Source organism: Chryseobacterium sp. MYb264, from assembly GCF_035974275.1.
GTDB lineage: Bacteria > Bacteroidota > Bacteroidia > Flavobacteriales > Weeksellaceae > Chryseobacterium.
The window spans coordinates 2,896,879-2,911,929 of sequence record NZ_CP142422.1 but is presented as its reverse complement, the minus strand read 5'-3'; the positions used below and the strand labels follow the sequence as shown (position 1 = coordinate 2,911,929).

Annotated in this window: 8 protein-coding genes; 4 read left to right on the top strand and 4 right to left on the bottom strand. The window is 38.8% G+C overall.

All coding sequences use genetic code 11. The features are described from left to right. Positions 1 to 12: 12 nt before the first annotated feature. The 4 genes from VUJ46_RS12480 to VUJ46_RS12465 all read left to right on the top strand — a co-directional run bounded on the left by VUJ46_RS12480 (position 13) and on the right by VUJ46_RS12465 (position 10,902). Positions 13 to 492, top strand: a complete 480-nt coding sequence (locus tag VUJ46_RS12480; RefSeq protein ID WP_326981093.1) for a DUF6452 family protein — start codon at positions 13 to 15, stop codon at positions 490 to 492. Then, positions 449 to 1,111, top strand: coding sequence for a DUF6048 family protein (locus VUJ46_RS12475; protein ID WP_326981092.1), 663 nt, complete (start codon positions 449 to 451; stop codon positions 1,109 to 1,111). Before VUJ46_RS12480 ends, VUJ46_RS12475 begins: the two co-directional genes overlap by 44 nt. A 203-nt stretch (positions 1,112 to 1,314) precedes the next feature. Next, a complete protein-coding gene (locus VUJ46_RS12470) occupies positions 1,315 to 4,266 on the top strand; it encodes a reprolysin-like metallopeptidase (protein WP_326985096.1) in 2,952 nt (983 codons plus the stop codon). 168 nt (positions 4,267 to 4,434) lie between these two features. Further along, entirely contained in the window at positions 4,435 to 10,902 is a 6,468-nt protein-coding gene (locus tag VUJ46_RS12465) for a GEVED domain-containing protein (protein ID WP_326981091.1), read from the top strand. A 401-nt stretch (positions 10,903 to 11,303) separates the two neighbouring features. On the opposite strand, the gene coaE is transcribed toward VUJ46_RS12465, so the two are convergent. From coaE to ruvB, 4 genes are all read right to left on the bottom strand, one after another. Beyond that, the gene (gene coaE / locus VUJ46_RS12460) at positions 11,304 to 11,939 is read right to left on the bottom strand and encodes a dephospho-CoA kinase (RefSeq protein ID WP_326981090.1); all 636 of its coding nucleotides are present in this window, start codon (positions 11,937 to 11,939) and stop codon (positions 11,304 to 11,306) included. A gap of 9 nt (positions 11,940 to 11,948) precedes the next feature. After that, a complete protein-coding gene (locus VUJ46_RS12455; protein WP_326981089.1) occupies positions 11,949 to 12,815 on the bottom strand; it encodes an MBL fold metallo-hydrolase in 867 nt (288 codons plus the stop codon). 158 nt (positions 12,816 to 12,973) lie between these two features. Beyond that, on the bottom strand, positions 12,974 to 13,585 hold the full coding sequence (locus VUJ46_RS12450; protein WP_326981088.1) for an FMN-binding negative transcriptional regulator: 612 nt from the start codon (positions 13,583 to 13,585) through the stop codon (positions 12,974 to 12,976). Positions 13,586 to 13,772: 187 nt separating this feature from the next. Further along, complete coding sequence (gene ruvB, locus VUJ46_RS12445; protein WP_326981087.1) at positions 13,773 to 14,795, bottom strand: Holliday junction branch migration DNA helicase RuvB; 1,023 nt, start codon at positions 14,793 to 14,795, stop codon at positions 13,773 to 13,775. Positions 14,796 to 15,051 lie beyond the last annotated feature (256 nt).

The window sequence follows — 15,051 nt, the reverse complement described above, 5'->3', positions numbered from 1 at the left end:
TCAAATTTTAATATGAAGTATTTTAAATTTTTCCTGATGATCGGTTTTCTGAGCATGCTGGTGTCATGCGGTGGTGACGACGATATTTGTGAAAGTGGTGAAGGAACACCGCGAATGAAGGTTTCCTTTAAAAGAGGTGATAAAGAAACTACTTTGGATTCTATTTATGTGGCGGTAGATTATGGTTCGGGTAAAGTTCAGCTGGGAGGAACAAAAACAGCCACTTCACGCCTGATTCCATTAAGAGTGGATGATTCTCCCTATACTGATGTATATTTCAGGCTCACCAACAAAGGGCAGGAGTCTCACGTTAGAGTTAATTACACCACCAAATCTATTTATGTATCCCCAGGATGCGGAGTGAAAAAAGATTACGAAAATTTAAGTTCAGAATTAATAACAGCGACTCCGGTTTTATCAGTAGAAACGGCACAAAATTTTATAGAGAATGAAGACAAGACTAATCTATACCTTATTTTTGAGTCTTTGTAGCTTGTTGAGTTTTGCTCAGGACAAGAAAGAAGCAGCAGAAAAAGAGAAATGGAAATATACACCCAACTTTATGGTGGGGGTTGATGCTCTGAATTTTGGGGTTTCATTCTTTTCAGACAGAATGCTATATCAGGGATTTATATCTTCACAAATAAATCGAAATGTTCATGCTGTAATTGATGCCGGTTTTGAAAAGAATATTTACCAGAAAAATGGCTATGATGCGAAAGTGAATGGTCCGTTTTTGAAATTGGGCGCTTTTTATATGTTGGCTAAAGATGCTGAGAACGAATTTAACGGTTTTTATGCCGGCGGTAAAGTAGCCGGATCTTTTTACAGTCAGGAATATATGTCTGTTCCGGTGCGTGGTTATGGTGGGAGTAATGCTTCTGTTTCATATCCGTCTTCCACACAGTCATCTTATTGGATTGAAGGAACTATTGGTGGCAGAGTGCAGTTGTTTGAATCTAATTTCTATATTGATGTCAACCTTCAGCCTAAATATATGGTTTTCACTACAAAGCAGGACGATATTCAGCCTATGATCGTTCCGGGCTTTGGAAGAAGTTCGTCAAAGTTTAATATGGGGTTTGCATGGAATTTGGCATATAAGTTTTAAAATCATCTTAATTTCAATTAAATAATTACAATATAAAACTTCGGAATTTTCTGAAGTTTTTTTTATTTTTTGCATCAAAACTATTTTATTTAATATGTTGTCAAATAAAAGACGATATTTTTCGTAATATGCCCTCTAAAATTTCTATATTTGGCGGAAATTATAATTGTGTTTAATTTATGAAAAGATTATTTACTGCCTTGGTGTGTACTTTCATAGGTGGAGCTGCGTTCGGACAATGGACACCAACTTCATTTAATAAAGTAGATACAAAGAAAAAGGGAAGAGCGGTTACAGCGCAGCTATCTGGAGTGAGAGAGAACGGATACTATAAGTTAGATCTTAATCTCCTAAGATCTCAGTTGAAGAATGCTCAGGAGATGGGATCCCATGCGACTCCCGTTGTTATCTCCTTTCCTACGTTAAGTGGGAAAATTGAAAAATTCAATGTTTATAGTTTTCCAGTGCTTGTAAAGTCTTTAGCTGATCAATATCAGTTGGGTTCCTATATCGGAGCTAGTATTGATGATCCCACAAAGACTATTCGATTTTCGGTCTCTCCCAAAGGGCTCAATTCAATGATTATGGGCGAGGGAGGATATGAGTTCATTGATCCTCAGAATAGTGATAAAACTGTTTACGGAGTTCATCCAAAAACGGTTAAAACTGGAAATAAAAGTTTTGCATGTACGACCTCTGAAAGTCCTGTAGCGGTAAAAGAGGTTGAAAAATTATTGCAGAAAGGAAAATCTTTTACAAACCAGCCAGGTGTTTTCTCAAAAGCTTCTGATAAAAAGTACAGAACTATGAGATTGGCAATATCGGTAACAGGAGAATATACTCAGTATCATGGCGGGACTGTTGCTGATGCAGTTGATGCCATAAATGTAACAATGTCGAGAGTAAATGGTGTATTTGAAAAAGATTTTGCACTCCATTTAAATGTACAAGATTTCCAGAATTTAATTTTTACTGATCCTCTCAATGACCCTTATTCAGACTCTGATGATATGGATAATTGGAATGTAGAATTACAAAATACTCTAACTAATGCTACTGGAGTAGGAAATGCAAATTATGATATTGGGCATTTATTTGGTGCTGATGGCGGAGGAGGAAATGCAGGTTGTATAGGTTGTGTATGTATTAATCCAACTTCTGATACAGATACTGCTAAAGGTTCTGGTTTTACATCACCAGCTAATGGAGAGCCGGAAGGTGATGCTTTCGATATTGACTATGTTGCTCACGAGATGGGACATCAGCTAGGTGCTAATCATACTTTTTCTCATGCCTTAGAAGGTTCAGGTGTTAATATGGAACCAGGCTCTGGTTCTACAATTATGGGATATGCAGGGATCACAGGTGCTAATAATAATGTACAGCTTAATTCAGATGCCTACTTTCATATTGCAAGTATTGGTCAGGTTCAGGAAAATTTGATAGATAAAACTTGTGATGTTGAAACAGTAATCACTAATAATCCTCCTGTTATTGGAGATTTACCTACTTATAATATTCCTAAAGGGACAGCATTTGTTTTAACAGCTTCTGCTACAGATCCAGAAAATGATCCTCTTACTTATACATGGGAGGAAGTGGATGATGCATTAGTGAATATTAATAGAAATAACTTAGGATTAACGGCAAGTGGGGCTTCATTTAGATCTAAGCTTCCTTCAACAAGCCCAACCAGATACTTTCCTAAACTAGAATCTGTAATAGGAGGTGTTTTAAATAATGCGAACAATGAGTGGGAAGCCGTGTCTACAAGAGCACGTACTACCAATTTTGCTGTTACAGTAAGAGATAATAATGCAAATATCCTTCAACAACAAAGTGATTATAAAATACAAACAGTAGTAGTAGGGAATAATGGCCCTTTTAGATTGGCTAATAGTTATGCAGATGTAAATACACCGACTCCTATCGAATGGATTGTTGCCAATACAAATGCAGCTCCTTATAATGTAGCCAATGTTAAAATAGATTATACTACTGATGAAGGTGCTACCTGGACTGTTTTAACAAATTCAACTGAAAATGACGGTGTTGAAAATGTTACGTTCCCTTCTTCCTTGAATGGACAGACTGTAAAAGTTAGAATTTCATCTATTGGAAATATATTCTATGCTGTTGGAAAAGTTACGTTAGGTCCTATTTCTGCTTGTAGTGATAATGCGCCTACAAATATAGAGGTAAGTAATATTACTAACTTCTCAGCAAGTGTTTCCTGGATGTCTTATACAGGAGCTACATATAAAGTTCGCTACAAAAAGACAAGTACAAGTGCTTGGACTGAAATCGATACAAATGTACCGTCTATCAATTTAGATAATTTATTAGATGGTACAGCCTATGAAGTGCAGGTAGCATTAGTCTGTGGAACAACCGTAGGAACATATTCTGCATCTGTTAACTTTACAACACCGGCTATTACGTATTGTACTGCCTCTACCATGGATGGAAGTATCCTTTATATATCAAATGTTACGGTAGGTAATATAAATAATTCAACAGCGGGAGCTCCATACAGTAACTATACTACAAGTACAGCTCTTCAGGTTAATTTAACCAAAGGTGCTGCTCCATATCCTATCTCAGCTACTATTGCCAATGCACAATATGTTGGAGTAGCTGCATTTATAGATTTTAACAAAGATGGTAGTTTTGATGAGGGCGAGCTAGTTTTGGATTATCCAGTAGGTAACCCTACAGGTCCTATTGCCGGTACATTTACTGTTCCTAATGATGCTATTGAAGGGACTCCTTTAAGAATGAGAGTCGTTGCATTCTATGCGGGACCAAATAATTTAGGTGCCTATTTACCGGTAGAATTTGCATGTGGTCTTAACTTCTATAATGGTGAGGTTGAAGATTATAACGTAGTAATTTCTCCAGCAGCTTTAGCTACAAGTGAAGTCGTTAAAAAAGATAACTTCGGTATCTATCCAAATCCGGTATCAGATATCTTGAATGTAACAAAAGTTTCAAACAAAGCTACTTACGAAATTCATAATACAGTAGGTCAGATTGTAAAAAATGGAACGATTAATAATAATAAGGTAAATGTTACCCAACTATTGAAAGGAAACTATATTATTACGATAAAAGATAATAATATTTCAGAAAGCTTTAAATTTATTAAAAAATAAAAATTAGCTTCAAATACTTATAAATCCTCAAGTTTTGCTTGAGGATTTTTTTTATTTACAATCATAAAAGTTGATATTGTAATTTTTTCATAAAAAAAATAATCTAATTGTTAAAATGATATTAAAAAATCATTAGATTTGTGTTGTTAATATAATATTGAGAAAATTATGAAGAAAACCTTTACTTCTTTCTTTTTCCTCTTATTATTTGCGATCACCCACGCCCAGTGGAGTCCCAAATCGTACAGCGGAGAGAGAATTAGAGGGAGTTCTGAGATCAAGAACTATTACTCTCTAGACATTTCCTTACTCAAGTCTCAATTGGCAAAAGCACAAGAAACGGGAAAAGATGCAAAACCTGTTACCGTCTCTTTGCCAACTTTGGAAGGGAAAATCGAAAAATTTGCCGTCTACAGCTTTCCTGTTGTAGTAAAGTCTCTGGCAGATGAATATCAATTGGGATCTTATATAGGTGTGGGGATTGATGATCCCGGCAAATATCTGAGATTCAGTGTTGCACCGAATGATTTTCAGTCTATGATTATCAAAAACGGGAAATACGAATTTATAGAACCTGCTGACAAAAACAAAACGGTTTACGGTGTGCATCCGAAAACCGATAAAAGCAATGAAGGCTTCCTGTGTTCTATGAACGAAAGCACATTATCTAAAGAGCAGATTAGCAAACTTTATGACAGTGGTAAATCATTTGCAAAAAATCCGACTGATTTTGCAAAAACTTCTGATAAAAAGTACAGAACGATGAGGCTGGCAATGTCTGTTACCGGAGAATATACTCAGTATTTCGGCGGTACGGTTGCTGGTGCTTTAGCTGCTATTAATGCTACGCTTACCCGAGTGAACGGTGTATTTGAAAAAGATTTTGCTTTACACTTAAATCTGCAGGATTATCCGGGAGTTATCTATACAGATGCTGCTACCGACCCTTATTCGCCGGCAGCCCAGATGAATAACTGGAACTTGCAGCTACAGCAGACTCTGACAGCCAATGTTGGAAATGCCAATTATGATATAGGACATTTATTCGGAGCGTCAGGTGGCGGAGGAAATGCAGGATGTATTGGCTGTGTATGTATCAATCCGGCTAGTAATACTGCGACTCAAAAAGGTTCCGGCTATACTTCTCCGGCGGATGGTATTCCGCAAGGGGACAATTTTGATATTGATTATGTTGCCCACGAAATGGGGCATCAGCTGGGTGCCAACCATACTTTCTCTCATGCTCTTGAGGGAACAGGAGTAAATCAGGAACCGGGTTCAGGATCTACAATTATGGGATATGCTGGGATTACAGGTGCGAACACAGATGTTCAGCCTCACTCTGATCCCTATTTTCATATTGCAAGCATTAAGCAGGTTCAGACAAACTTAATCAGCAAAACATGTGATGTTGAAACGACGATTAATAATAATCCGCCTGTCATAGCGGCCTTGCCTACTTATAATATTCCGAAGGGTACTGCGTTTGTTTTAACAGCTTCAGCAACGGATGCTGAAAATGATCCAATGACCTATACCTGGGAGCAGGCTGATAATGCAAGTGTTACTGTTAATAAGAATAACCTTGGAAACACGACAACGGGGGCAACGTTCAGATCGATGCCACCTTCTACAAGTCCTACGAGATATTTCCCAAGATTATCATCAGTATTAGCTGGTGTCCTTAATAACTCAAACAATTTATGGGAAGCGGTTTCTACTGTAGCGAGAACGACTAAGTTCACAGTGACCGTGAGAGATAACAACCCGGTGCCTGAACAGCAACAGACTCAGTCTGCTGATCAGACCATTGTGGTAGGAAGTGATGGCCCATTTAAAGTAAATACAACAACGGTATATAATAATGGACCAACAAACGTAGCGTGGGATGTGGTAAATACTACTGCTGCCCCTTATAATGTTGCCAATGTAAAAATTGATTATACCTTAGATAATGGTGCTAACTGGACTACTTTAACAGCCAGTACGCCAAATGATGGCAGTGAAGCATTAACATTCGGAGCTTTAACAGTAGGTGCTACTGTTAAAATCAGAGTGAGTGCGGTAGGAAACGTGTTTTATGCAGTAAGTACCGCAACCGTTTCTACTCTTGCAAACTGTACAGGTGCTGCTCCTTCCAATATCGTGGTTTCGGGGATTACTCAGACCCAGGCTACAGTTAACTGGACGGCTTATGCAAACGCTACTTACGTGGTAAGATATCGTGTGATAGGTTCTGCGGCTTGGATCGAAGTTCCTGTTCCTGTCAACACAATCATTCTTTCGCCTTTAACAGACAGTACGCAATATGAAGTACAGGTGGCGACAGTTTGTTCCGGTACTCAGGGAGCATGGTCTTCATCAGTAAACTTCACAACCCTGGGGTTAAATTACTGCCAGATGCAGTCGAGCAACTTTGGGTCAGAATATATTTCGAATGTTACAGTGACTCCGGTGGGAGCTGCGGTAATGAGTAATGACTCTGCGGGATCTACCTATACGGATTACTCATCTACGCCTAGTGCTTTAGTAAATTTAATCATTGGCTCTACAGGGAATACCGTTTCAGTTTCTAAATTCTTTCCTGGTGGCTTTAGCTACAGTGAGGCTGTAGGCGTATGGATTGATTTTAACAGAAATGGAGTATTTGAAGCGAATGAACAGGTGATGACCTCTCCGGCTAGTGCGACGACGCCGGTTACTGCTACATTTGATGTTCCTGCAGGAGCCTATAACGGAACTGCAACAACCAGAATGAGAGTGGCAATGAGATATTATGATGCTCCGGTTATGTGTTCTAGTTTTGGAGATGGAGAAGTAGAAGACTATGCCGTAAAATTGATAGAACCTATTGCATGTACCTCTAATGCACCGCTTAACCTTACAATTTCAAATATTACTGCGACCTCAGCGTATGTAATGTGGGATCCTGCGATAGGAGCTTCTTATATTTTAGAATACAGAAAAGTAGGAGATCCTACGTGGCAAACGATCCCATTAACGACAAATGCGTATACAATTCCGGGATTAACAGAGTCTACTCAATATGAAGTACGGGTAGCGTATGTGTGCTCAGGAACTACGGGAACATTTACAAACCCGGCGCAATTCTCAACACCGGCCGTTGTTTACTGTACGGTCACAGGAACAAGTACCAACGGATATATTTCTAATGTAACCGTTTTCCCTACAGGGTCTTATGTGATGAGTAATAATTCTGCAGCCAACGGATATACTGACTATTCTGCGGATGCGGATAAACTGATTACATTAGTAGCCAACTCTACGGGGAATTCTATTTCAGTAAGCAAATCATGGTCAGGTTCATCTACAAGTTTAGCCGTAGGAGCATGGATTGACTTTAACAGAAATGGTATTTTTGAAACCAATGAAAGAGTAATCAGTACGACAGCGAACACAACAACTCCTATTACTGCTACGTTCCCTGTACCTGCAGGATCATACAATGGTCCTCTTACCCTTAAAATGAGAGTTATTTTCTCAACGTCTACCATTACAAACCCTTGTTCTAACGTAACCAATGGTGAAATTGAAGACTATGCAGTGAAAATTGTAACGCTACAGGCATGTTCTGCAGCTGCACCTACTCCAATTGTTGTAACCAATGTTACCGGTGCTACCGCGCAGGTATCATGGTTAAACTATACAGGGGCAACCTATGCCTTACGATATAAAGCGGTATCTGCAACAACGTGGACTACGGTGAACCCGGCTACCAACCCTTATACGATCGGAAGTTTAAATGCTCAGACTCAGTATGAAGTACAGGTGGCAACCATATGTGGCGGAACTCAGGGACCTTGGTCCGGTTCTGTGAACTTTACCACAACTGCATTCACTTATTGCCCGTCAGGTACAGGATCTGTTTCCGATGGATATATCAGTAATGTTACTATGACGCCTACGAGTTCTATGCCTATGACGAATAACTCCGGGCCTAGTACTTATACGGATTATTCAAATGACAATTCGAAGCTGATTACGATGGTACGTGGAACTACAGGAAATGTACTGTCTGTCGGTAGAACATTTAATGGTTCTGCTACTTATTCCACGAATGTCTGGATAGATTTTAACGGAGATGGAGTATTCAGTAATGTTGCTGTAGGAACAGCTGGAGGCGAGCGAATAATCAATTCAGGATATTCTCAGACGACTCCGTTGACGGCAACATTTGCAGTACCTGCCAATGCGTATACAGGGACAAACAAAGTGAAAATGCGTGTGGTGGTGTATTACTATACTCCTACGGATGCTTGTTCTGATCTTTCAAGCAGCAATGGAGAAGTGGAAGATTATGCCATTAAATTTGTGGATCTTCAGCCATGTTCAACGACAGCTCCGTCTCCGCTTGTGGTTTCAAACATCGGAGCGACTTCAGCTAATGTTTCCTGGTTACCTACAACCGGAGCTACCTATATTTTAAGATACAGAAAGGTAGGAGATGTAGCTTGGATCAATACCATAAATCCTGTTCCTGCTCCAGGAAATAATTATACCATTACCGGACTTACCGAGCAGACCCAGTATGAAGTACAGGTAGCTGCAAAATGTGGTACAACTACAGGAAATTATTCGCCTTCTACAACATTTACCACGACCCCGATCACGTATTGTAACATGACCGGCACCGGAACGAATGATCATATCGCGAATGTGACAGTTACTCCGGTAAGCCAAGGGCTTCCTACGATGACGAATACGTCGGTTCAAACGAATTATATTAATTACGCATCTACACCTTCTGCTCTTGTTAATCTGGAAATTGGATCTTCCAATAATCAGATTTCAGTAACCAAAGGGTGGACAGGAGCTACACAGAGTGATGCTGTTGCTGTCTGGATTGATTTTGACAGAAATGGTGTTTTTGATACTTCAGAACGTATTCTGAATTCTGCGGCAAGTACAACAGCTACTGTAAATGGTGCATTTGATGTTCCTGCCGGAGCATACCCTGGACCATTAACCACGACAATGAGAGTCGTTTTAAGACGAACCAGTGCGCCAGTAATGTGTCAGAACCCGGCCAACGGAGAAGTGGAAGACTATGCAGTGAAATTGAGACCTTGTGCGACTACGGTACCTACCAATGTTGAAATTTCTGCAGTTACTCATAATTCAGCAACGGTAAGCTGGACAGCAGCTACTAATAATATTACCTTCTTAGTACAGTACAGACCTTTAGGTACTGCAACCTGGACTTCAATAACAGCATCCACTGTTCTTGGAAATATGCCTTTACCATTAACTGGTCTTAACCCTGCTACAACTTACGAAGTACAGGTAGCGGCAGTTTGTAATGGTACACCGGGAGTCTTTACTGCTATTAAGACCTTCTCGACAAGATGTGATCCTACACCTCCGAACGTTAGCATCAGTAACATCACGACAAACTCTGCATTGGTAACGTGGACTCCATTGGTAGGAAGCGCAACCTATGTCATGAGATATAGAAAAGTAGGAGCTGCAACTTGGGAGCCAAATATCAATTTACCTAACCCTCCTGCTAATACGTACACGCTTCCTAATTTAGATCCTTATACAACGTATGAGGTACAGATTGCGAATATGTGTAACGGGGAAACAACATTAAACCCTTGGTCTAATCCTAAAGTGTTTACTACAGAAAGAACGTGTGAGTTACCGCCTCCGGGATTAACAATTACCAATATCACTCCTACAACTGCAGTGGTCGTTTGGGATCCTTTCCCGGGAGCAACCTATATCCTGAGATATAGAAAAGTAGGTATTCCGAGTTGGACAAATGTTCCTTCTACCACCAATACCGTTACTTTAACTAACTTAATAGAGTTAACGAAATATGAATTACAGGTGGTTAACGTGTGTAACGGAACTCCGGGAACATACACCCCTCCTTACTATTTCACAACGCCTACTGTTGTTTATTGCCAAATGCAGTCTGCAAGTGGAGCAGCGAATTATATTTCTAATGTAACCGTAAAACCAAATGGGAAACCAGAGATGATTAATGATTCCAATGCTTCCAACTATTCAGATTTTACGGGTGATCCTAAGAAGTTTATTGAGTTGATTCAGGGTTCCACAGGAAACGAAATCTCAATTGCTAAAACGCTTTCGGGAACAAACAGTGACTCTGGTATTGCGGTCTGGATTGACTTCGACAGAAGCGGAACATTTGATATCAATGAAAGAGTTCTTGCGGTAGCTCCTAATCAGACAACGCCGATTAACGGAACGTTCAGTGTACCGGCTGATGCCTTTGTAAGCCTTACAGACTACAAATATGTGGTCATGAGAGTGGCCTTGCAAAAAGGAGCAATCCCAGTAAACTGTACGAGTTTTGCGGCTGGTGAAGTTGAGGATTATACAGTTAGAATTTCTAAAAATCCGGTGGGTAATCCGGTTAACCAGACGGATATTATGATCTACCCTAACCCGGTAAGTACGATATTGCATATTAAGAATATCAGCAAAAGAGCAAATTATAAGCTTTACAATGCTGCAGGACAACTTGTTTCAAGTGGTATAATTCTGAATAACAATATCGATGTAAGCAAGCTAATAAATGGAGTCTATGTGATCGATATTGAGGATACTCAAGGTACGGCACAGAAGAAGTTTATTAAACAATAAACGTTATTTATATTAATTACTTAATCAGTCCTCAGCGATGAGGGCTGATTTTTTTTTATATCAATAAGAATCGTTACCGTTGTTGATTTTTAATACCGTTTTATCTTTGCCATTTTCTTTCGATTATTTATAGCCCGATTAGGGTTATAACATCATTCCTTATACATCGGGTTCCACCCGACGCTACTGATATTTAACTCTTCGTTTTTTTTAGGTAAATTCAAAAAGAAAAATAGTATAACATGTTTTATAATGGAGCGATCTATAAAAATAAGAGGTATTATTGTTGGTGCAATTCGTGACCATGAAAAATATGTAAACTCCACAATTTCCCCTTAGTTTCACGTCACGGGTATCACATAAAAAAAACTCGTTAGAGTAATTTCTAACGAGTTTTGTTTTTATTCGATATCGAAGATGATCTTTTCAGTTTGTTCCTTTAAATCATCCAGATTGGTATTGTTATAGATGATGCAGCTAGCCAGCCTTACCTTTTCTTTCTCGGGCATCTGCTTTTCCATAACGGCTTCTACTTCACGGTAGGTTTTGCCGTCTCTGTCCATCACTCTTTTTGCCCTGATATTATCTTCAGCCGTCACTAAAATAGAGCGGTAGCACTGCCTGTTGAGCTTGAGCTCAAACAGAAGAGCCGTCTCTTTGAAAACGAGGTACTTCGTTTGTCTCTTTACCCATTCTTCAAAATCGATCCGAACAGCAGGATGAATAATTTCATTTAAACTTTGAAGTAATTCTTTATTGTTAAACACCTTTGAAGCAACAAATTTTCTGTTGTAAAGTCCACTTTCATCATAAGCCTCATCACCTAAAAGTTTCTTGATTTTTAGCTTTAAATCATCATTGTCGTTCACAATATCCTTGGCTCTGTCATCCGAATAATATACCGGGAATCCGAACTCTTCAATGAATTGGGCAACCGTTGTTTTTCCAGAACCGATTCCGCCTGTCAACCCAATGATTTTGGGCGAAGATAACGGATCAGGGTCTGCTTTCTGAGTTTCTGAATGTAATTCTTCCATACTTAAAAATTAATATCCGAAAACATCATTAAAGCTAAATGTTTCATCCAGTCTCACTCCTTTTTCAGTCATTTTCAGACTTGCCAGTTCGTGGTGGGCATCATGTTCAAAGAAGAGCAGGTATTCGTTATCCACACATTGTTTAAGAAATTTCCCTTTTTCTTCAAGGGTTAAAAGGGGGCGTGTGTCATATCCCATAACATAAACCTGATTAATGTGCCCAACGGTTGGTATTAAATCTGCCGCAAAAACTATGGTCTTTTCCTGATATTGCAGCACAGGAAGCATTTGCTTTTCCGTATGCCCGTCCACAAAAATAACATCCATTTTCAGATCCGGGGCAAAACCGTAATTTCCAGTGGTCGGAAGGGGTAAGAAGTTCAGTTGCCCGCTTTCCTGAATCGGGATAATATTTTCCTTCAGGAAACTTGCTTTTTCTCGTGCATTTGGTTCTGTCGCCCACTGCCAATGGTTTTCATTGGTCCAGAAATGAGCATTTTTAAAGGCGGGTCTGTAGCCCGTTTTATCATCATTCCATTCAATCGCGCCACCACAATGGTCAAAGTGAAGGTGAGTCAGAAAAACATCGGTGATATCTTCCTTGACAAAACCATATTTACTGAGGTTTTTATCTAAGTTATCATCTCCCCAAAGCGAATAGTGCCCAAAGAATTTATCATCCTGTTTGTTTCCGAGACCGCAATCAATTAAGATTAATTTTTTGCCGTCTTCCACAAGGAGGGAGCGGGTTCCCAGTTCTATCAGATTTTTTTCGTCTGCAGGATTAGTCTTTTCCCACAAACTCTTTGGGACGACTCCAAACATGGCACCGCCATCCAGTTTAAATTTTCCACATTGTATTGGATATAATTTCATATAATATTAAGTTTTTTATAATGTATTATTTATACTTTTTTTAATCTTAAAATGCGTAACCCCTACATCAGGCTACATAAAATTCGCTTTCAGAATCTTTTGAATAGCTTATTTTTCAAAACTAAGATCTTTTGTCTTTTTTATGGTAGAATGCAGCATTATTTTTTCAATTGTTTCATCTTTTCTGCCACTCGTTTTCCATTTTCATTCCCTTTTTCTAGGTTTGAAATTATATTTTGAAAATCATGTTCTTTCCTGTTTTGAGAGAGTTTCTGTTTAATAAAAATCTCAGTAGGGGTTATTTTCATTCCAAAAGCACCTTTCATTTCCTTTTCCACAAACTCTTTGCCCATATTTTTTACCATCACCGGGCATTGCTGAGAGCTTTCATATTTCGATGTCAATCTGTCCAAATGCCGGTACAGTTCATCAGTGTTCATTAATTCAATCTTTCCGTAAATCTGTACCGCTTCATAATTCCATGTCGAAACATTGATATGATCATACCAACTGCTCGAAATATAGGTATGTGCTCCTAAAAAATCACAGAGCACCTCATCTCCGTTTTTCAGGGTTTTCGCCTGTGGATTGGCTCTGGAAATATGAGTTTCAATATAAAGATTTTCTTTGTCATCTTCATTCAACATCATCATCGCATGGGTTGCCCGAATTTTATCTACAGAAGAGATTAATAAAGCAAAGGAATTCTCTCGGATGATTTCTTTCATCAGATGATAATCTTCACTTTTATATAATTTAGGAATAAACATTAATTTTTTTACATTTTAATTTTAACGACAAACACCTTACAACATTCGTTTTAAAAGTTCACATTAGAAGAAAATCAAAGATTTTCAAAAACTAAAGTGTCCTTCTATTCAGTTTTATTTTAACTTAAGTTTCTAAAGTGTTAAAATCTTTTGTGACTTGTGCGGTAAAAACCTTAAACCTTAGACTCTAAAATAATTCTCCCGGATTTCTCGGAATCGCAATATTCAAATGTTTATAGGCCTTTTCAGTCACTTCACGACCTCTTGGCGTCCGGATAATAAATCCTTCCTGAATCAAAAACGGCTCATAAACTTCCTCCAGTGTTTCAGGATTTTCAGCAATTGAGGTTGCCAAAGCAGAAATTCCTACCGGTTTACCTTTAAAGTTTTCAATCATCACCCGCATAATTTTGTTATCCATTTCGTCCAGACCAAATTCATCTACATTCAATGAATTTAGGGCATATTTTGTGATCTCAATTTCAATTTCTCCGTTGCCTTTAATTTCAGCAAAATCGCGAACCCTTCTTAAAAGAGCATTGGCAATTCTCGGCGTTCCACGACTTCTTCTGGCAATTTCAATCGCTGCATCCTCATATATTTTCACACCCAAAACTCTTGAACTTCGGATGATAATCATCGACAACAATTCAATGGTATAATATTCCAGTCTGCTTTGTATCCCGAATCTTGCCAGCATTGGTTTGGTCAGCATTCCACTTCTGGTGGTTGCTCCCACCAAAGTAAAAGGATTTAAACCAATCTGAACACTTCTTGCATTCGGACCCGTTTCCAGCATAATATCGATTTTATAATCTTCCATTGCAGAATACAGATATTCTTCCACAACAGGTGAAAGTCGGTGGATTTCATCAATAAAAAGAACATCGTTTTCTTCAAGATTGGTCAGTAACCCGGCTAAACTTCCGGGCTTATCCAATACAGGACCGGATGTTATTTTGCAGTTGACACCAAGCTCATTGGCTATAATATTGGCCAAAGTGGTTTTTCCCAGACCGGGAGGCCCATGCAGGAGAACATGGTCTAACGCACCACCACGTCTTTTGGCAGCAGTCACAAAAACCTCAAGATTTTCCAGGGTTTTTCTCTGTCCCGCAAAATCTTTAAAGCTCTGGGGCCGGATCTGTTCTTCCTGAGCGAGCTCCTCAGAAGAATAATTGTCTTTGTCTGGATGTAAAAAATCAGGCATTAATTCAATTTCATTTACTGTAAAGATAGGAATTTTAGGCTAAGGTTTAGAAGGAGAAATGGAGGAAAAATTAAGATTTGAGAACAACAGATATTTTAAGTATTTTTGAGAGAGAAAATTTTAAAGATAAAAATTGTTCAGCCTATAACGATGTAGAGATTCCTACGGAATGACAAACTATACGTTCTTTTTGTCGTTCCGTAGGAATCTAGGCGAAGTGAAATTATAACATTATTTTTATCTGAACTTTAGCTTT